This window comes from Rhodanobacter sp. UC4443_H10 (assembly GCF_052978325.1).
On record NZ_CM129668.1, the window covers coordinates 3,703,789 to 3,723,253 of the forward strand.

Below are 19,465 nucleotides of genomic sequence, written 5' to 3' on the forward strand. Positions count from 1 at the left end.
AGGGGGTTGCGCGCAGGCGCGGCTCAGTTGGCCGGGGTCTCGGCGCGGAAGATGCCGCCGCGGTCCGGCGGCAACACGCGCGAGGCTTCCATCACGCAGGAGAAGGTCGAGCCGCGGCCGGGCTCGCTCTCGATCACCAGGCGCCCCTGGTGCAGGTTCAGCACGTGCTTGACGATGGACAGGCCCAGGCCGGTGCCGCCGGACTCGCGCGAGCGGCTGGACGACACGCGGTAGAAGCGCTCGGTGAGTCGCACCAGGTGTTCGGCGGAGATGCCCAGCCCGCTGTCGCGCACGGAGAAGATCGCGCCGCCATCGGCGGTCTGCCGCCAGCCGATCACGATCTCGCCGCCGCTGGGCGTGTAGCGCACGGCGTTGCTGGTCAGGTTGGAGAACGCGCTGTGCAGGTGATGGATCGAGCCGCGCAGGCGCACCGCAGTGGTCGCCTCCACGCTGATGCGGTGCCGGCCCTGGCTGAGCGCCACCGCCTCGCGGCGCAGCGTCTCCAGCAGCGGAATCATGGCCACTTCCTCGTCCGGCAGGGCCTCGCGCGTTTCCAGCCGCGACAGGGTCAGCAGATCCTCGACGATCTGCTGCATCCGCTGCGACTGCATGCGCATCTCGCCGAGCACCGGCGCCAGCTCGGGCACGTCCACGGGGTCCAGCAGTTCCAGATAGCCGTGGATCACCGTCAACGGAGTGCGCAGCTCATGCGAGACGTTGGCCACGAAATCGCGGCGCACCTGCTCCAGCCGGCTCAGCGTGCTGATGTCACGCGCCAGCAGCACCTTCAGCTGCTGGCCGAAGGGGATGATCGTCGCGGCCAGGCGCAGCGACGCATCCGCCGGCGCCGGCAGGTCGGTGGCCGGCTGCGTGGCATTCGTGCGCAGCCACGTGCCCAGCTCGCTGCCGTCGAGCCATTGCGCGAGCGGCTGTCCGACGTGTTCGCGCCGCACGCCGAGCAGACGGGTAGCGGCCGCGTTGAACCAGCGCACGCGCCCCTGATCGTCGAACAGCACCACGGCATCGGCCAGTGCGCCCACCGCGTCGCGCACGTCGTGCAACTGCGCGCGCAGGCGCGACTGGCGCAAGGCGCGTGCGGCGCGGAGTTGGCCAGGTGTATCGGGTCGCGTCCGGCGTGCACGGCGTGCGCGCAGCCACCACCCCAGCGCGACGGCTTCACCGCCCAGGGCGACGCCGAGCGCCCACCATGGCGACGCCCACAGCGCGGCGACGATCGCGCCGGCCATCGAGCCGATCACGATGACGAGGAAGCCGGTGTCGAAGGAGGTGCGGATGCTGCGCATGCGCCGGCCGGAGCTGCTCAGGGCCGCACGGGTGCGGGCTGGGCGGAGAAGCGGTAACCGGTGCCGCGCACTGTCTGGATCAGGGCATCCAGGCCCCATGCCTCCAGGGTCTTGCGCAGGCGCCGGATGTGCACGTCGACGGTGCGCTCCTCCACGTAGACGCTGCCGCCCCAGACATGATCGAGCAGTTGCGCGCGGGAATACACGCGCTCGCTGTGGCTCATGAAGAAGTGCAACAGGCGGTATTCGGTGGGGCCCAGGTGCACCGGCTCGTCGCCGGCGAACACCCGGTGCGCCTGGCCGTCCAGACGCAGCCCGCCCAGCTCGATCATGCCGGCGCCGTCCTCGCCCTGGCTGCGGCGCAGCACCGCCTTGATCCGCGCCACCAGCTCGCGGGTGGAAAACGGCTTGACCACGTAGTCGTCCACGCCGGCATCCAGACCGGCCACGCGGTCGGTCTCCTCGCCGCGGGCGGTCAGCATGATGATCGGCAGGTCGCGGGTCAGCTCCTCGCGGCGCAGGCGCCGGGCCAGGTCCATGCCGCTGATGCCCGGCAGCATCCAGTCGAGCAGGATCAGGTCGGGCACCGCCTCGGCGATGGCCAGCTGCGCTTCACCGGCATCGGCGGCGCAGACCGGCAGCATCTCTGCGCGGCGCAGCGCGAACGCCACCATGTCGCGGATCGGCGCCTCGTCTTCGATGATCAGGATGCGTTTTTGCATGCATATGCCCAGTGGCAGCCGGCGCCATGGAATCACGGCCATGTTACGCGACGATGACAGCGCCGGGCTGCCCGGCCGCGGTCGTGATGATCGTTCCATGACGCCGTGGTCCGGCCCGCTCGACGGCGCTGCGCTCGCCTATACTGACATCTTCACGGAAAGGGGAGAGCTTCATGGGTATCGCACAACTGCTGGCGCTGGTCATCCTGGTCGTGGTCGTCATCGGCATCGTCAAGCTGGTGCGCATCGTGCCGCAGGGTTACGAATGGACGGTGGAGACGTTCGGCAAGTACACCGGCACGTTGAGCCCGGGGCTGCATTTCCTGATCCCGATCTACCAGGCGATCGGGCACAAGATGAACATGATGGAGCAGGTGCTGGACGTGCCCTCGCAGGACGTCATCACCAAGGACAACGCGGTGGTGCGTGTCGACGGCGTGGTGTTCTACCAGGTGCTGGATGCGGCCAAGGCGGCCTATGAAGTGGCCAATCTGGAGCAGGCCTCGCTGGCGCTGGTGATGACCAACATCCGCACCGTGCTCGGCTCGATGGACCTGGACGAAAGCCTGAGCAAGCGCGACGAGATCAACGCCCGCCTGCTGCGCGTGGTGGACGAGGCGACCCACCCGTGGGGCGTCAAGGTCAACCGCATCGAGATCAAGGACATCTCGCCGCCGCGCGACCTGATCGACGCAATGGCACGGCAGATGAAGGCCGAGCGCGAGAAGCGCGCCAACATCCTCGACGCCGAGGGCTTCCGCCAGGCGGCGATTCTCAAGGCCGAGGGCGAGAAGCAGTCGGCGATCCTCTCTGCCGAGGGTGAGAAGGAGGCCGCGTTCCGCGCCGCCGAGGCGCGTGAGCGCACCGCCGAGGCCGAGGCCAAGGCCACCACGATGGTCTCCGACGCGATCGCCGGCGGCAACATCAATGCGCTGAACTATTTCGTCGCCAACAACTACATCAGCGCGCTGAAGGAAATGGCCAATTCGCCCAACCAGAAGATGCTGCTGCTGCCGATCGAGGCCACCGGCGTGATCGGCGCGATGGCCGGCATCGCCGAACTGGCCAAGGAATCCCTCACCCAGCAGCAGCGCCCGGCGGCCGCGCCGGTGCCGCCGCTGCGCTGAGTGGAGTCCCCGACCATGTGGCAACTTGCCGTGCATTACCTGTGGTGGATCCTGGCGCTGCTGCTGATTGCCGGCGAGCTGCTGCTGCCGGGCTATTTCCTGCTGTGGATCGGCCTGGCCGCGGCGGCGATGGGCGTGCTGCTGTGGGCCGTGCCGACGCTGGGCCTGCTGGCGCAGGCGATCGTGTTCGGCCTGCTCGCATTCGCCTTCTGCGTGGCCTACGCGCGCTGGCTGCGGCCGAAGCTGGAGCGTCGCGTGCCGGGCAGCGAACGCCTCAACCGTCGCGCCGAGCAGATGATCGGCCAGCGTTATGAGCTGATCGAGGCGATCGTCAATGGTCGCGGCAAGGCCCGCGTGGGCGACGGCCAGTGGCTGGTCAACGGGCCGGACCTGCCGCTGGGCGCCACCGTGGAAGTGGTTGCCGTCGATGGTTCCACCCTGCAGGTGCGCGCGGTGGCATGAGCGGCACCATCAGCCAGCAGCAATTCGCCACCACCGCGCTGAACACGCGCATGGCGTTCGTGCTGGAGCTGGCGCGGCGCCTGCACCAGTACGGCACCACCGCGCCGCGACTGGAGATGGCCGTGGCCGGCGTGGCGCAGCGGCTGGGCTTGTCCGCCGACGTGTGGTCCAGCCCTACCGCGGTCATCATTTCCTTCGCCGACCTCGCCCAGGGCGAGGAGCGCGTGGCGACGACCACCCAGGTGGTGCGGCTGCCGCCGGGCGAGGTGAACCTGGAACGGCTGTGCCAGGCCGACGACATCGCCGACCGCGCGATCGCCGGCGAGCTGGGCCTGCGCGAAGGCTTTCGCCTGCTGCGCGAGCTGGGGCGACCGGACAGCCGACGCGAGAAAATCGGCCTGATCGCCAGCTACGGCTTGTCCGCGGCTTCGATTGCGGCGCTGTTCCTGCACAGCTCGTGGGTGGACCTGGTGGTCGCGGCGGTGATCGGCACGATCATCGGCTGCATCACCCTGGCGGCTGCCGTGCGGCCGCAGCTGGCGGCGGCCAGCGATGCAATCAGTGCGCTGGTGGCGACCATGGTGGCGATCCTGGTCAGCGCCTTCATCGTGCCGCTGGCGATCAAGTCGGTGGTGCTGGCCAGCCTGATCATCCTGATCCCCGGCATGTCGCTGACCACCGCCGTGCGCGAGATCTCCAGCCAGCACCTGGTTTCCGGCATGGCGCGCATGGGCGGTGCGATGGCGACCCTGCTCAAGCTCACTTTCGGGGTCATCGCCGCGACCGAGTTGTGCAGCGCACTCGGCATCACTGCGCGCGATTTCGCCTTGCCGCCGCTGCCGTCATGGACCGATTACCCGGTGCTGCTGGTCGCCGCGATCGCCTTCGCGATCCTGTTCCGCGCCGCCCGGCGCGACTGGCCGGCAGTGATCGCGGCGGTGGTGGTGGGTTATCTGGCCACGCGCTGGGGCGGCGAGATCTCCACCTCGTTGCCGGGCGCGCCGGTAGGCGTGTTCCTGGGCGGCTTGCTGCTGGGCGCGCTGGCCAACGTCTACGCGCGCTATGCGCATCGGCCCGGCGCGGTGATCCGCGAACCGGGCATCCTGTTGCTGGTGCCGGGCAGCGTGGGCTTCCGCAGCATGTCGTTCCTGCTCGAACGCGACACCTCGCTCGGCCTGGACGCCGGCTTGCTGCTGGTCACCCTGCTGGTGTCGCTGGTGGCGGGGCTGATGTTCGGCGACTTGCTGATTTCGCCGCGGCGCTCTCTGTAAAACAAAAGCGACCGGGCTAGCCGGACTTCACGCCACCCGGTTCATCACGGGAGACGAACCCGCGGCACCTTCACCTCCTCCCCTTTGAAGCAGGGGAGGATTGAGGAGGGTGCTCCTGGCCCCGGCAAGATCAAGAGCCGCGCCTTCCTGACCTCCCTTTGCGTTGCGTCCGCATGAGCCTTGCGCGGCGAATGGACGTCGCATGGTTCAAGCCAAAAAACAGCGCCGGCGCGAGGCCGGCGCTGTTTCCATGGCGTGGGGACGGCGATCAGATCGTCAGGTCCTTTTCCTTCTTGCCCGCCTTCAGCGCGTCGTTGAACCAGTGCGGACGCTTGCCGCGGCCGGACCAGGTCTGCGCCGGGTTGGCCGGGTTGCGATACTTCGGGGCAACCTTGGCGCCGGCGCGCTTGCTTTTGCGGGCACCGCCGAAAATGTCCTCGAACGAATAACCTTCGGCCTTGATCAGCGCGTGGACCTTCTCGCGCAGCTTGACGACCTTCTCCTTGCGCAATTCGTCCTGACGGATTTGTGCCTTGCTGATGAGATCGTTGAGCTGATTGTGGTTGAGATTCTTGATATCGACGGCCATGGACGGACTCCGGTGAGGGTGACGAATCATGCCCCATTATCGAGGCAATGCGGGCATGGTGAATGCCGGCCAGTCCGGATTCTCCATGATCGGACAAACATTTGTAAAGCGCCAAACTCCCCGACGCGCGTCACAGTTCATATTCGAAACGATTATGAAACAGGGTTGCAAGGGCAAATGTACCGATATTCGAAACCCGCCGGTTTCATTAATCAGGCCAGCAGTGCGAACAACTCATCCTGGCTCAACGTGCGGCTCTCGCTGTCCTCGCGGCCGCGATATTCCAGCGTGCCGGCGGCCAGCCCGCGTTCGCTCACCACCACGCGATGGGGGATGCCGATCAACTCCATGTCGGCGAACATGTTGCCGGGACGCAGGCCGCGATCGTCCAGCACGGTTTCGATGCCGCGCTGGACGAGTGCCTGGTACAGCGCCTCGGCGGCCTCGTTGACCGCGGCGGAGGCGTTCTTCGGGTTGATCACGCACACCGCCACCCGCCACGGCGCCATCGCCTCGGGCCAGATGATGCCCGCGTCGTCATGGCGCTGCTCGATGGCGGCGGCGACGATGCGGCTGATCCCGATGCCGTAGCAACCCATGGCCATCACCTGGGCCTTGCCGCCTTCGTCGATCACGGTGGCGCGCAGGGCGTCGGCATACTTCGTCCCCAGCTGGAACACGTGGCCCACTTCGATGCCGCGGGCCAGGTGCAGTTCGCCGTGGCCGTCGGGCGAGGCATCGCCCTCGACCACGTTGCGCAGGTCGGCGATGCGGCTGATGCGCGCGTCTCGCTCCCAGTTGGCGCCGGTGCAGTGCACGCCGTCGGCATTGCCGCCGCAGACGAAGTCGGCCAGTACGGCAGCGTCGCGATCGACGATCACCGGGATGGAATCGGGCAGGCCGACCGGGCCGATGAACCCCGGGCGCGTGCCGCAGGCGGCGCGGATTTCCTCTTCGCCGGCCAGCACCATCTCGCCCGGCAGCTCGGCCAGCTTGCCGGCCTTGACCTCGTTGAGTTCGTGGTCGCCGCGCAGGCACAGCGCGACCAGCCCTTCGACGCCGCGCACCAGCAGGGTCTTCACGCATTGCCGCGGCTCCACTTTCAGGAAGGCGGCGACGTCGGCGATGGTTTTCTGGGTCGGCGTGTCCGCGCGCTGCAGGCCGGCGGCGGGCGCAGGGCGTTCGACGGACGGGGGCAGCGCTTCGGCTTTCTCGAGGTTGGCGGCATAGTCGGAGCCGTCGGAAAACGCGATCGCGTCCTCGCCCGAATCGGCCAGCACCTGGAATTCATGGCTGGCATTGCCGCCGATGGCGCCGGTGTCGGCCTGCACCGCGCGGAAGCTCAGGCCGAGGCGGGTGAAAATGCGCACATAGGCCTGGTACATCGCGGCGTAGGTTTCCGCCAGCGACTCCTGCCCGAGATGGAATGAATAGGCATCCTTCATAAGGAATTCGCGCGCGCGCATCACGCCGAAACGCGGGCGGATCTCGTCGCGGAACTTGGTCTGGATCTGGTAGAAATTGACCGGCAGCTGCTTGTAGCTTTTCAGCTCGTTGCGGGCGTAATCGGTAATCACTTCCTCGGCGGTCGGCGCATAGCAGAATTCCTGCTCCTTGCGGTCGCGGATCTTCAGCAGCTGCGGGCCGAATTTCGCCCAGCGACCGGTTTCCTCCCAGAGTTCACGCGGCTGGATGGTCGGCATCAGCAATTCGATCGCGCCGGCGCGATCCATTTCCTCGCGCACGATGCGCTCGACCTTGCGCAACACGCGCAGGCCCAGCGGACTCCAGGTGTACAGGCCGGAGGCCAGCCGGCGGATCATGCCGGCGCGCAGCATCAGGCGATGGCTGGCGATCTCGGCGTCGGCAGGGACTTCCTTGACGGTGGCCAGGTGGAATTGGCTGAGGCGCATGCGGGCGATTCCGGCGTGTAAAGCGCCCATTGTAGCGGCGCCACCGCCGCCGGAGTGCGGCCCGGGGGCTTACTTGCCCTGGCAGTACTGGTCGTACTGGGCCTGGGCGGTGGCGATCTGTTGCTGGCGTTGCGAGGCGTCCAGTGCGTTGGGCTTGCCATCCTTCTCCATCACCACTGGACCGCTGCCCTGCAGGGTCGCCAGGTTGGACTGCAGCGAGGCGCACAGCGATTTGCGGTTCTCCGGGGTGTCGGCCATGGTCTTCGGTGCGACGGCGGGCTCGTTGCTGCCGCCCGCGACGTCCTCCGGATTGCTTCGTTCGGCCGGCTTGACCAGCGGCTCCACCGTGCCGGTCGTGGTGACCTTGCTGTACTTGACCCCCTGCGTCGGCGGCGCCTCGGAGTAGTGCACGGTGCCGCTGGCGTCGGTCCACTTGTAGACCTGCGCGGCACACAACGGGGCAAACAGCAGCAGTGCCACGACAATCAGCGAACGGCGCATGGGGGTCTCCGGACAGGGGAAAATCAGTCGTTCCTTGTTATCACTCCGGCGCCCCGGACTCAAGCAGGCAATGGTTTACACTGCGCCTACTCCGTCACGATCCTGCTTCATGAGTCCACCCATGCCCGTTCAACCGCCCCGGCACCGCGGCATTTACCTGTTGCCGAACCTGTTCACCACGGCGGCGATGTTCGCCGGGTTCTACGCGATCATTTCAAGCATCGGCGGCCATTACGTCGAGGCGGCCATCGCGGTGTTCCTGGCGGCGGTGCTCGACGGCATGGATGGGCGCGTGGCGCGCATGACCGGCACGCAGACCGAGTTCGGCGTGCAGTACGACTCCTTGTCGGACCTGGTCAGCTTCGGCCTCGCGCCGGCGCTGGTGATGTACACGTGGTCGCTGTCGGCGCTGCGCGACGTGGGGCCGCTGTGGGGCAAGCTGGGCTGGGCGTGCGCGTTCATCTATGCCGCCTGCGCCGCGCTGCGGCTGGCGCGCTTCAATACCCAGGCAGGGGTGGCCGACAAGCGCTATTTCCAGGGCCTGGCCAGTCCGGCCGCGGCGGCGGTGAACATGTCGTTCGTGTGGACCATGGAGAAGGCCGGCTGGAGCGGCGCCGAGCTGGCCTTCGCCAGCGCGGCGATCGTGGTGGTCACCGGCCTGCTGATGGTCAGCCGCTTCCGCTATTTCAGCTTCAAGTCGCTGCCGATGGGCGAGCGCGGCAACGTGCCGTTCGCCTGGATGGTGGTGGCGGTGCTGCTGCTTGCCTTGCTGTATCTGGCGCCGGCGCGGGTGCTGCTGGCGGGTTTCACCGTGTACCTGTTGTCCGGGCCGGTGTGGACCATCGCGGCGCGGATCGCGCATCGGCGCCGTGCACGGCACTCCGCCAGATGAACGCGCCCATGCCTGCCGCCCACCGCGCCCGCGTCCTGCACGCGCTGGGGCTGACGCCGTGGGTTCGCCGCGTGGCGAAAGTTGTGCCGGCCATGGCCGAGCCGGAGCTGGGCGACGCCGACGTGGCCTGCGTGGTGATCCTGCCGGCGTCGTGCAACGCCCGCGAGCTCGACCTGCTGGGCCGCGCGCTGCATGCCGGCGGTGCGGCGCTGGCGCGCGCGGCGCGCATCAGCGTGCAAGGTGGCCAACTGGCGTCATCGGTGCCGGCGGCGCGCGCCTACCTGGTGTTCGGCGATGCGCAGGCGCATGCACTCGGCCGCGCCTTGCCGGCGGCAGTGATGAGCCAGGCGCTGATTGTGCTTGCCGATGAGCCGAAGCTGGTGTTGGCCGACGCGACGGCCAAGCGTCGGCTGTGGAACGCGCTGCGCAGCGTGCGCCGTGCCCTGGCCAGCGCGGGAGCCTGAACGATGGTCGCCGTGCCGAAGGCGGCGATCCAGGTGCGCGGCATGTACCTGGATGATCTGGCCGCAGTCAGCGCGCTGGAGAACGCCTCGTACGAATTCCCGTGGTCGCCCGGCATCTTCGGCGATTGCGTGCGGGCAGGGCATTCGTGCTGGGTTCTGTGCGTGGATGGCAGCGTGGCCGGCTACGGCATTCTCTCGACCGGCGCCGGCGAGGCGCACTTGCTCAATTTGTGCATCGGCCCGGAGCATCGCGGCCGCGGTCTCGGCCGGCATCTGCTGATGCGCCTGCTCGACGTGGCGCGCTGGAACCGGGCCGAGCGACTCTTCCTCGAAGTGCGCCCGTCCAACCCGGGCGCGAAAGCCTTGTACGAGTCGGTGGGCTTCCACGAAATCGGAAGGCGCCCGCGCTATTACCCGGCACGCGACGGACGCGAGGACGCGATCGTGATGGCGCTCGATATGGCCGCAGGCCATATCGAGAAATAAGCAAGAACCCGATCGCCAAAAAGCCCGGGGCGGCGTGCGGCGGTGCCCGCCCTACAGCTTGCCGGCCTGCTCGCGCAGCGCGCCCAGCGTGGTGTTCCAGTCGGCGATGCGCTGGCGCTCTTGTGCCACGACCTCGGCCGGCGCATTGGCGACGAAGTTCGCGTTGCCGAGCTTGCCTTCGCATTTCCTGATCTCGACCTCGATGCGACCGATTTCCTTGGCCAGGCGCGCTTTCTCGGCGGCCACGTCGATCAGCCCGGCCAGCGGGATCAGCACGCGCAACGTGCCGACCACGGCGGCCGCGGCGGCGAGTTCGTCGGCGCCAGCAGCGATCCACTGCGGAGTCTCGACGCGGGCGAGGAAGGCGATTTGTGCGGCAAACTTTGCCACCCGCGCACGATCGCCGGCGTCGCCGTCTGCGAGCAACAGCGGGATCGTCTTGCCGGGCGGGATATTCATCTCCGAACGGATCCGGCGGATGCCGGAGAGCACGTTCTTGAACCATTCGATCTCGGTCGTGGCCGCATCATCGGCGGTGATGTCTTCGGCGCGTGGCCAGGGTCGCTGCAGCAGGCTGCTTTCGCTGAGGCCGAGCACCGGCGCCACTGACGTCCATATTTCCTCGGTGATGAACGGGATCACCGGATGCAGCGCACGCAGCACGCTTTCCAGCACCACCAGCAAGGTGTGGCGGGTGGACGCGGCAGCCGCCGCGTCGTCGCCGTTGAGCGCCGGCTTGGCCAGTTCCAGGAACCAGTCGCAATACTCGTTCCAGACGAACTCGTACAGCGCTTGCGCCAGATGATCGAAACGATAGCTGACAAAGTGCCGCTCGACCTCGTCCAGCGTCTGCTTGAGCCGCGTCAGAATCCACCGCTCCGCCTCGGTCACCGGCTTTTGGTCTCTCCGATTCCCGATTCCCGATTCCCCGTTCCCCGCGTTCAAAAGAACAAACCGCGCCGCATTCCACAGCTTGTTGCAGAACGCCTTGTAGCCCTCGGCCCGCTTGATGTCGAAGTTGATCGTGCGGCTGTAGCTGGCCAGCGCGGCGAAGGTGAAACGCAGCGCATCGGTGCCGATCGCCGGGATGCCGTCGGGGTAGTCCTTGCGGATGCGCTTCTCGACCTTGGCGCGCACCTGCGGAATCAGCAGTGACTTGGTGGATTTCTCCACCAGCGGTTCCAGCGCGATGCCGTCGATCAGGTCCAGCGGGTCCAGCGTGTTGCCCTTGGACTTGGACATCTTCTGGCCTTCGGCATCGCGCACGATGGCGTTGATGTACACCTCGCGGAACGGTATCTGGCCGGTGAAGTACTTCGTGGTCATCACCATCCGGGCGACCCAGAAGAAGATGATGTCGAAGCCGGTGACCAGCACCGCGCTGGGCAGGAAGATCTTGTCCTGTGCCCAGTTCGCCACGACCTCGCCGCGCTCGTTCTTCACCGGGCCATCGGCCGGCCAGCCCAGCGTGGAGAACGGCCACAGCGCGGAGGAAAACCAGGTGTCCAGCACGTCGTCGTCCTGACGCAGGGCGCCGACCGGCACGGTCGCGGCATGTGCGCGTGCGTCGGCCTCGTCCTCGCCCACGAAGATGTTGCCGGCCTCGTCGTACCACGCCGGGATGCGATGGCCCCACCACAGCTGGCGGCTGATGCACCAGTCCTGGATGTTGTCCAGCCATTGTGTATACGTGTTCGCCCAGTTTTCCGGCACGAACCTGATATCGCCCGAACGCACGGCATCGAGCGCCGGCTCGGTGATCGCCTTGCGGCCGCCCGGGCGGCCATCCGCCTGGACGTCCGAAGTGAGGTCGACGAACCACTGGTCGGTCAGCATCGGCTCGATCACCGCGTCGGAACGCTGGCTCACCGGTACCTGCAGCTTGTGCGCCTTCGTTTCGACCAGCAGGCCGGCGGCTTCGAGATCGGCCAGCACGGCCTTGCGCGCGTCGTAGCGATCGAGTCCGCGATACTTCTCCGGCGCGTTGTCGTTGACCTTCGCGTCCAGCGTGAAGATGGTGATCGGCGGCAGCTTGTGCCGCTGGCCGATGGCGTAGTCGTTGAAGTCATGCGCCGGAGTGATTTTCACGCAGCCGGTGCCGAAATCCTTGTCGACGTAGTCGTCGGCGATCACCGGAATCTGCCGGCCGGTGAGCGGCAAATGCAGCATCTTGCCGATCAGGTGCGCATAACGCTCGTCCTCCGGATGCACGGCCACGGCGACGTCGCCCAGCATGGTCTCCGGACGCGTGGTGGCGACCACCAGCGACGTGGCGCCGTCGGTGGTCATGTAGCGGATCGACCACATGTGGCCGTCGCGCTCGACGTTGTTCACTTCGAGATCCGACACCGCCGTGCCCAGCACCGGGTCCCAGTTCACCAGCCGGTTGCCGCGATAGATCAGGCCCGCGCGATACCAGTCGATGAACACCTTGCGCACCGCGGCCGACAGGCCTTCGTCCATGGTGAAGCGTTCGCGCGACCAGTCGGCCGCGGCGCCGATGCGGCGCATCTGGTGGGTGATGGTGGAGCCGGACTCCTCCTTCCACTGCCAGACCCGCTGGATGAACGCATCGCGGCCCAGGTCATGCCGGGTCTTTTCCTCGACGGCGAGCTGGTTCTCCACGATCTTCTGGGTGGCGATGCCGGCGTGATCGGTGCCGACCTGCCACAGCGTGTTCATGCCGCGCATGCGCTGGTAGCGCACCAGCATGTCCATCACCGTCTGCTGGAACGCATGCCCCATGTGCAGCGTGCCGGTGACGTTCGGCGGCGGCAGCAGGATGCAGTACGGCTCGCCCTGGCCGCTCGGCTTGAACGCGCCGCTGGCTTCCCAGCGCTCGTACCACTTCGACTCGATCCGGGCCGGCTCGAAACTCTTTTCCATCGGGAAACGCTCGCTGGCGCGCAGGCGCGCGCGTGGGTGTCGGGTAAAGATGTGATTGTACGGTGCGGGCCGGGGCCAGCCCAAGGCGGGGCGCGATGATTGCGCCGCGCGAGGTGGGCGGGCAGTCGTCTGCGTGGCGCAGGGCGGGTACTGCCCGCCGCCCGGGACAGGCCGGCCTCAGCCGCCCACGGCCAGCCCGGCGCCAAGATCCAGCAGCGGCGCGGCGATCAGCATGCGGGCGAGAAACAGCACGATGATCACCGCCATCGGCGCGAAGTCGATCTGGCCGAACACCAGCTTGCCGTCCAGCGGACGCAGCAGCGGGGCGACGATCTTCTCCACCAGTCGCAGCATCGGCTGGCGGCGATCGACGGAAAACATGCTCAGCAGCGACCAGCCGAAGATGAGCACGATGTAGAACAGCAGCACGAAGTCGAACAGCTCGGCAAGCGACAGCACCAGCAGGCCGGCAAGGTTGGGCATCGCCCCGACCAGCGCGAACAGCAGCAGGCGCTTGAGCAGCATCGCCAGCCACGCCAGCAGCAGGCCGGCAAGGTTGATCCTGCCCCAGTTCGGCACCACGCGGCGGATCGGCGCCAGCACCGGGTTGGTGGTGCGGTAGATGAACTGGCTCAGCGGGTTGTTGAAATCGGCGCGGCAGGCTTCGGCCGTCACCCGCAGCAGGAACAGGATCACCACGGCGTCGAACGCCAGGCCGATCAGCATCGAGAGTGCGTTGAACAGATAGCTCACGGCTGCGCGTCCAGTTCGGCGGCGAGCTCGGCGCCGCGGCGGGTGGCCGCGGCCACGGCCCTGGCCACGATGCGCGGCAGTCCGTCCGCGCCGAAGCTCTCCAGCGCGGCCTGGGTGGTGCCGTGCGGCGAGGTGACGCGCTGGCGCAGCACGGCCGGGTCGTCGCCGCTCTCGGTGAGCATGCGGCCGGCGCCGAAACAGGTCTGCGCGGCCAGTGCGCGCGCGGTGTCGCGCGGCAGGCCCTGGGCCACGGCGGCTTCCTCCAGCGCTTCCACCAGGGCGAAGAAATAAGCCGGCGCCGAACCGGAGATCGCGGTGACGGTGTCCATCAGGGCTTCGTCGTCGATCCAGCGGGTGAGTCCGGCAGCGTCCAGAATGTGCTGCGCCTGCGCCTTCTGCGCGGGGCTGACGCGCGCGTTGGCGCACAGACCCGTGGCGCCGGCGCCGATCAGCGCAGGCGTGTTCGGCATGCAGCGCACGATCGGCAGGCTCGCGCCGAACCAGCGTTCGAGCTGGTCCAGCCGCACGCCGGCGGCGATCGAGATCAGCAACGGGCGCTGGCGCTGCAGGATGTCCTGCAACTCGCCATGGACGGAGGGCAGCACCTGCGGCTTGACCGCCAGCACGATCACCTCGGCCTCGGCCGCCGCCAGCCGGTTCTCCGCGTAGCAGGCGATGCCGAAATCGCGGCCCAGCTCCTGGCGCCCCTCGGCGCGGGGCTCGGCGACGCTGATCGTGGCGGAGGCGACGCCCGTCTTCAGCAGGCCGCCGATCAGGCTGCGCGCCATGTTGCCGCCGCCGATGAAGGCTAATCGTGTCATGCAGGACTCCTTGATCGTTGCAGCCGCCTACCTTACCGGAAGCCGGCGCGCCGGCGCGCGGACGACGCGCCGCCGCCGCCGCGACGAGGCCGACGGCGGGGCAACCTCGCGTTTTTCGACGGGATGCGCAAATCCCCGTTGCGGTTGCGGCATGATAGGCGGGAAAGGCTGGCCGCACAGCCGCTTGCGCGAGTAGTATCGACGCGGCTACAGGGGGATTCGGGTTGCCGGTCCGCAGGGTTCCAGGGGCAGCGGTTGCGTGCCCGGGCGGCGGCTGGCGGCGACGGTCCGGACCCCTGTGCATCCGCATTCATGCCACCAGACGATCGGTTGAGGGGAAACGACTTCATGGACATTGCCGAACTGCTTGCCTTCTCGGTAAAGAACAAGGCCTCGGATTTGCACCTGTCCGCCGGCCTGCCGCCGATGATCCGCGTCGACGGCGACGTCCGCCGGATCAACATCCCCGCGCTCGAGCACAAGCAGGTGCACTCGCTGATCTACGACATCATGTCGGACAAGCAGCGGCGCGACTACGAGGAGTTCTTCGAGACCGATTTCTCGTTCGAGATCCCCGGCCTGGCGCGCTTCCGCGTCAACGCGTTCACCCAGAACCGCGGCGCCGGCGCAGTGTTCCGCACGATTCCGTCCGAGGTGCTGACGCTGGAAGACCTGGGCGCGCCGCGCGTGTTCAAGGAGCTGATCGAGCAGCCGCAAGGCCTGATCCTGGTGACCGGCCCGACCGGCTCGGGCAAGTCGACCACGCTGGCGGCGATGGTCGACCACATCAACAAGAACGAATACGGGCACATGCTCACGATCGAGGACCCGATCGAGTTCGTGCACACCTCGCAGAAGTGCCTGGTCAACCAGCGCGAGGTGCATCGCGACACGCATGGTTTCAACGAGGCGCTGCGCTCGGCGCTGCGCGAGGACCCGGACTACATCCTGGTCGGCGAGCTGCGCGACCTGGAAACCATCCGCCTGGCGCTGACCGCCGCGGAAACCGGCCATCTGGTGTTCGCCACCGTGCATACAAGTTCGGCGGCCAAGACCATCGACCGCATCATCGACGTGTTCCCCGCCGGCGAGAAGCCGATGGTGCGCTCGATGCTGTCCGAAAGCCTGCGCGCGGTGATTTCGCAGTCACTGCTGAAGAAGGTCGGCGGCGGCCGCATCGCGGCGCACGAGATCATGGTCGGCATCCCGGCCATCCGCAACCTGATCCGCGAGGACAAGGTGGCGCAGATGTACTCGTCGATCCAGACCGGCCAGCAGTTCGGCATGCAGACGCTGGACCAGTGCCTGCTGGACCTGGTCAAGCGTGGCGTCGTGACGCGCCAGCAGGCGCAGGGCTACGCCAAGAACAAGGACAGTTTCAAGTGAGGCAGGGGATCGGCAGCCGGGAGCCGGGGATCGTCGATGAGCGGCAAGCCGTGCGCGGCCGCTCATCGGATGCCCGCGGCCCGGGCGCCGGTCCGCGGCGTGCACCGGTTTTCCGATTCCCCATTCCCTGTTCCCGATCCCCGGGGTTAAAGCCATGAGCGACTTCGATTTCACCTCGTTCCTGAAACTGATGGTGCACAAGAAGGCATCGGATCTTTTCATCACGGCCGGCGTGGCGCCGTCGATGAAGGTGCAGGGGCGCATCGTGCCGATCACGCAGAGCCCGCTCAGCGTGCAGCAGGCGCGCGACATGGTGCTCAACGTGATGACGCCGGGCCAGCGCGAGGAGTTCGAGAAGACCCACGAGTGCCAGTTCGCGATTTCCGCGCAGGGCGTGGGCCGTTTCCGCGTGTCGTGCTTCTACCAGCGCAACTGCGTGGGCATGGTGTTGCGCCGAATCGAGTCGAAGATCCCCACCACCGAGGAGCTGAACCTGCCGCCGGTGATCAAGCAGCTGGCGATGACCAAGCGCGGCATCATCATCTTCGTCGGCGCCACCGGTTCGGGCAAATCGACCTCGCTGGCGGCGATGGTCGGCTACCGCAACCTCAACTCGACAGGGCACATCATCACGATCGAGGACCCGATCGAGTACGTGCACAAGCACGAGGGCTGCATCATCACCCAGCGCGAGGTCGGCATCGACACCGACAGCTGGGACGCTGCCCTGAAGAACACCCTGCGCCAGGCACCCGACGTGATCATGATCGGCGAAATCCGCACCCGCGAGGGCATGGACCACGCCATCGCGTTCGCCGAGACCGGCCACCTGGTGCTGTGCACGCTGCATGCGAACAACGCCAACCAGGCGATGGACCGCATCCTGCATTTCTTCCCGGAGGATCGCCGCCAGCAGTTGCTGATGGACCTGTCGCTGAACCTCAAGGGCATCGTGGCGCAGATGCTGATTCCGACGCCGGACGGCAAGGCGCGTCGGGTCGCGGTGGAAGTGCTGCTGGGCACGCCGCTGGCGCAGGACTACATCCGCCAGGGCGAGATCCACAAGCTGAAGGAGCTGATGAAGGAGTCGACCCTGCTCGGCATGAAGACCTTCGACCAGGCGCTGGTCGAGCTCTACCACGCCGGCGAGATCAGCTACGAGGATGCGCTGCGCTACGCGGACAGCTCCAACGAGGTGCGCCTGCGCATCAAGCTGGCCCAGGGTGGCGACGCGCACACCTTGTCGCAGGGGCTGGACGGCGTCGAACTGGAAGAAGACCCCAACGACAAGAGCTTCGGCGGCAGCAACCTGCTCAACCGCTGAGCAGATCCTGCGGCAAGGAAAAAGGAGCCTCGCGGCTCCTTTTTCCGTTCACGGGTTGTCGCGATCGATCAGTGGCTGCTCATGCTGGACGAGGGCCGGTCGTGGTGTTTCGTGGCGGCGGGGGTGATCGCCAGCGCGGAGGCGTCGACGCTCTTCACGCCCTTGACGCCCTGCGCCACGCGCACCGCGTTCATCTTCTCGCTGGCGCTGCCGACGTTGCCGGTCAGGGTTACCACGCCATCGTTGGTGGTCACGTTGATGTCGGTGGCGCTCACGCCCTTGGTGGTGCCGAATTCGGTCTTCACCTTGGTGGTGATCCATGCGTCGGCGGCCTTGTCCGGCACCGTCTGGTTGTCCGATGCCTGCGCGGCGGCCTCGCTGCTCTGCGCTGCCACGGCCTGGCTGAGTGGCACGGCGGCGAAGGCGAGCGTCAGGGCGGCGGCGATCATGCTGCGGCGAATCACGGGATGGTTGTGCATGGCAATCTCCTTGGAGAAGGGGTTGTCGGTGGTGACAACGGGGTCGCCGGGTTTGCGATCCTTGTGGCCATGACAGCAGCGGCGGAGTGAACGCCATGTGCGCAGGCGCCGCCGCGATTCAGGTGCCGCCACGGTTTGCGAAGGCGAGGTCACGAGCATGTTGGCGGTACGTTGCGTGCGCAAAAAAAGGCCGGGGTGCGCGCGGCGCCCCGGCCTGGAGTGGAACGACCTGCCCTGGCGTCGCTTATGTCACTTCAGCGTCGTCTGGCTGGTGATCACCATGCCGCCGGCCTCGACATGCATCTCGGCGTGGATGTCTTCCACGCGCTGCGCCTGCTGCTTCATCGCCTCGAACTGCGCCTTGGAACGCGCCGCCGCCTCTGCCGCCTGGGCGGCGCTGTCGTCGGGCTTGTCCGCCGATGCATCACCGCTGTTGTTCATCGCGCTGGCCGCGGCGGTGAGCGCGTCGACCTTGTCCTGCATCAGCTGCACCCAGGACAGGTACATCGCGCCGCTCAGGTGCATCCGCGCCATCTGGCCCGCGTTGCCGCCGGCTTCCTTCAGGGTGTCGGCCAGCTTGGCGTCCTCGCCGGCGCCCACGCCCAGCGCCAGCGCCTTGTCGCTGATCGCCACCCAGCCGGGCTGGCCGAGCATGCCGGCCATCTGCTGCGGCAGCGCCACCGGCTTGCCGTCATTGGTCAGCTTCAGCTGCGCCAGTGCGGGCACCATCATCTGACCCATCGCCAGCAGGCCGGTCGGGTTGCTGGTGGCCAGCACCAGCCGGCCGCTGAAGGTGGGCAGGCTGGAGGTGGGGTTGTCAGTGAGCGTATCCAGCGCCAGGCGCACGCCCAGCAGGTCGCCGAACGGCGGGATCGCGGCTTTCTGCGTGGCCGGACCGAGCTTGGCGAAGCCCTCGTTGAGATCGCTCAGCGCCGGGCAGGTGAACGGCTTGGCCGCCACTGCATCGGCCTGGGCCATCCAGAACGTACGCAGGTTCGCGATCGGCAGCGCCAGGCTCACGTCGAATGGCGCGGTACCGGCCTGACCCAGCCCGGGCAGTTCGACCTTGAGCCCGGAGAACGCCTTGCTGATGTCCTCGGCCAGCGCGATGTCGAGGCGGCCGTCCTGATGACCGGCGTCGAGCCGGGTGTAGCCGAAGCTGATCGTCGGCACCCGTGCGGCGATGCGAGCGGCATCGGTGCTGCACGACGGCGGGACCTGCAACTGATTGGCCACCGGCTCGCCGGTCTTGGCCGACTCGGCCACCGCATGCGCCTTGCGCATCGCATTGGCCAGTGCGTCCGTGCCGCCGATTGCCAGCGGCAGCACGCGGGTCAGGTCGAGTTCGCCGACCAGCCACTTCTTGTAACCGTTGGCCTTGGCCAGGTCGGCCAGGCGACCGTCGTCCTGCATGCTCTTCTGCGGCCGATCCAGTCCCAGCGCCTCGCGCAGCATGGTTTTCGGCGCGTCGATCGGCAGCAGCGCTGCCACCGCCTGCTTGTCCACCGTGGCCAGGATCACCTCGGTGCCCGATTCGGTGGACGCATAGCGGCGGTAGCTCTGCTTGCCTTCGCTGGCCACCTCGAACTTCTTGCCGTAGGCGGTCTCCAGGCGGCCCACGAACGCGTCGAAGGCGGCCGCGTCGGCGAGCTGGAAGCGCAGCACGGGCGCCAGGCCCAGGCCATAGAGGGCCGAGTAGCCCTTCAGGTCGAGGCCGGCGGACTGGGCGAAGCCCTCCACCGTCTTGCCGTTGAACTCGGCGCGCAGCGCGCGCAGCAGGCGGGCGCCGTCAGGGTCCTTCTCGGCGAGCCGGTCGGCCGCGGCGTCCATCTGTTCCAGTTGCGACGGCAACTGGGCGTCGGCCTGGGCCAGGAGAGCCTTGCGGGTGTCGTCGTCGAGCACGTCCAGGTTGGCCACGACGTACGGCGTATCGGCCGGCACGAACGCCAGCGGTGCATCCTTGTCCTTGTGCGAACAGGCAGCCAGCAGGACGCTGGTCAGTCCCATCGCGAGATAGCGGGTTGTCGCGCGCATGTTGATCCCCGTGGTGAGCAGCAGCGGCCATTATGCCCGCTGGGAGCGTGG

At 67.6% G+C, this 19,465-nt stretch carries 18 protein-coding genes; 8 read left to right on the top strand and 10 right to left on the bottom strand.

The features are described from left to right. Positions 1-23: 23 nt before the first annotated feature. Together phoR and phoB are read right to left on the bottom strand one after the other, a co-directional pair. Positions 24-1,304, bottom strand: coding sequence for a phosphate regulon sensor histidine kinase PhoR (phoR, locus tag ACVCMB_RS16710; RefSeq protein ID WP_395116968.1), 1,281 nt, complete (start codon positions 1,302-1,304; stop codon positions 24-26). Positions 1,305-1,321: 17 nt separating this feature from the next. After that, positions 1,322-2,026 (bottom strand): phosphate regulon transcriptional regulator PhoB, encoded by a 705-nt coding sequence (gene phoB, locus ACVCMB_RS16715; RefSeq protein WP_395116970.1) that lies wholly within the window; start codon positions 2,024-2,026, stop codon positions 1,322-1,324. Positions 2,027-2,199: 173 nt separating this feature from the next. Between phoB and ACVCMB_RS16720 the strand changes: the two genes are divergently transcribed. From ACVCMB_RS16720 to ACVCMB_RS16730, 3 genes are read left to right on the top strand one after another with little or no spacing between them, the layout of a single operon-like run. Then, complete coding sequence (locus ACVCMB_RS16720) at positions 2,200-3,153, top strand: SPFH domain-containing protein (RefSeq protein ID WP_447105751.1); 954 nt, start codon at positions 2,200-2,202, stop codon at positions 3,151-3,153. 15 nt (positions 3,154-3,168) lie between these two features. Next, positions 3,169-3,615 (top strand): NfeD family protein, encoded by a 447-nt coding sequence (locus ACVCMB_RS16725; protein WP_395116972.1) that lies wholly within the window; start codon positions 3,169-3,171, stop codon positions 3,613-3,615. Beyond that, the gene (locus ACVCMB_RS16730) at positions 3,612-4,886 is read left to right on the top strand and encodes a threonine/serine exporter family protein (protein ID WP_395116974.1); all 1,275 of its coding nucleotides are present in this window, start codon (positions 3,612-3,614) and stop codon (positions 4,884-4,886) included. The genes ACVCMB_RS16725 and ACVCMB_RS16730 overlap by 4 nt, the downstream gene beginning before the upstream one ends. A 268-nt stretch (positions 4,887-5,154) precedes the next feature. Here the strand turns inward: ACVCMB_RS16730 and ACVCMB_RS16735 are convergent, their stop codons facing one another. From ACVCMB_RS16735 to ACVCMB_RS16745, 3 genes are all read right to left on the bottom strand, one after another. Next, a complete protein-coding gene (locus tag ACVCMB_RS16735) occupies positions 5,155-5,475 on the bottom strand; it encodes an H-NS histone family protein (protein ID WP_395116976.1) in 321 nt (106 codons plus the stop codon). A gap of 212 nt (positions 5,476-5,687) precedes the next feature. Continuing rightward, complete coding sequence (locus ACVCMB_RS16740) at positions 5,688-7,388, bottom strand: proline--tRNA ligase (RefSeq protein WP_395116978.1); 1,701 nt, start codon at positions 7,386-7,388, stop codon at positions 5,688-5,690. 69 nt (positions 7,389-7,457) lie between these two features. Next, positions 7,458-7,889: a DUF4124 domain-containing protein gene (locus ACVCMB_RS16745; RefSeq protein ID WP_395116980.1), complete on the bottom strand. Its 432-nt coding sequence runs from the start codon at positions 7,887-7,889 to the stop codon at positions 7,458-7,460. A gap of 109 nt (positions 7,890-7,998) precedes the next feature. On the opposite strand from ACVCMB_RS16745, the gene ACVCMB_RS16750 reads away from it, so the two are divergent. Genes ACVCMB_RS16750 through rimI form a run of 3 tightly spaced genes read left to right on the top strand, consistent with a single transcriptional unit; the run spans position 7,999 to position 9,731 of the window. After that, the gene (locus tag ACVCMB_RS16750) at positions 7,999-8,781 is read left to right on the top strand and encodes a CDP-alcohol phosphatidyltransferase family protein (protein WP_395116982.1); all 783 of its coding nucleotides are present in this window, start codon (positions 7,999-8,001) and stop codon (positions 8,779-8,781) included. Between the two features lie 8 nt (positions 8,782-8,789). After that, positions 8,790-9,245: a hypothetical protein gene (locus tag ACVCMB_RS16755; protein WP_447099431.1), complete on the top strand. Its 456-nt coding sequence runs from the start codon at positions 8,790-8,792 to the stop codon at positions 9,243-9,245. Between the two features lie 3 nt (positions 9,246-9,248). Continuing rightward, positions 9,249-9,731 (top strand): ribosomal protein S18-alanine N-acetyltransferase, encoded by a 483-nt coding sequence (gene rimI / locus ACVCMB_RS16760; RefSeq protein WP_395116986.1) that lies wholly within the window; start codon positions 9,249-9,251, stop codon positions 9,729-9,731. Positions 9,732-9,782: 51 nt separating this feature from the next. On the opposite strand, the gene ACVCMB_RS16765 is transcribed toward rimI, so the two are convergent. From ACVCMB_RS16765 to proC, 3 genes are all read right to left on the bottom strand, one after another. Beyond that, entirely contained in the window at positions 9,783-12,617 is a 2,835-nt protein-coding gene (locus ACVCMB_RS16765) for a valine--tRNA ligase (protein WP_447105752.1), read from the bottom strand. A 177-nt stretch (positions 12,618-12,794) separates the two neighbouring features. Beyond that, complete coding sequence (locus ACVCMB_RS16770) at positions 12,795-13,370, bottom strand: YggT family protein (protein ID WP_447105753.1); 576 nt, start codon at positions 13,368-13,370, stop codon at positions 12,795-12,797. Further along, a complete protein-coding gene (gene proC / locus ACVCMB_RS16775) occupies positions 13,367-14,191 on the bottom strand; it encodes a pyrroline-5-carboxylate reductase (RefSeq protein WP_395116991.1) in 825 nt (274 codons plus the stop codon). The genes ACVCMB_RS16770 and proC overlap by 4 nt, the downstream gene beginning before the upstream one ends. A 348-nt stretch (positions 14,192-14,539) precedes the next feature. Here proC and ACVCMB_RS16780 point away from each other — a divergent pair, with 348 nt between their 5' ends. Together ACVCMB_RS16780 and ACVCMB_RS16785 are read left to right on the top strand one after the other, a co-directional pair. Then, positions 14,540-15,577: a type IV pilus twitching motility protein PilT gene (locus tag ACVCMB_RS16780; protein WP_395135988.1), complete on the top strand. Its 1,038-nt coding sequence runs from the start codon at positions 14,540-14,542 to the stop codon at positions 15,575-15,577. Between the two features lie 154 nt (positions 15,578-15,731). Next, a complete protein-coding gene (locus tag ACVCMB_RS16785; protein WP_136256917.1) occupies positions 15,732-16,901 on the top strand; it encodes a PilT/PilU family type 4a pilus ATPase in 1,170 nt (389 codons plus the stop codon). 68 nt (positions 16,902-16,969) lie between these two features. On the opposite strand, the gene ACVCMB_RS16790 is transcribed toward ACVCMB_RS16785, so the two are convergent. Together ACVCMB_RS16790 and ACVCMB_RS16795 are read right to left on the bottom strand one after the other, a co-directional pair. Then, a complete protein-coding gene (locus ACVCMB_RS16790) occupies positions 16,970-17,380 on the bottom strand; it encodes a BON domain-containing protein (protein ID WP_395116995.1) in 411 nt (136 codons plus the stop codon). A gap of 249 nt (positions 17,381-17,629) precedes the next feature. Then, positions 17,630-19,414: a hypothetical protein gene (locus ACVCMB_RS16795; RefSeq protein WP_447105754.1), complete on the bottom strand. Its 1,785-nt coding sequence runs from the start codon at positions 19,412-19,414 to the stop codon at positions 17,630-17,632. Positions 19,415-19,465: the final 51 nt, after the last annotated feature.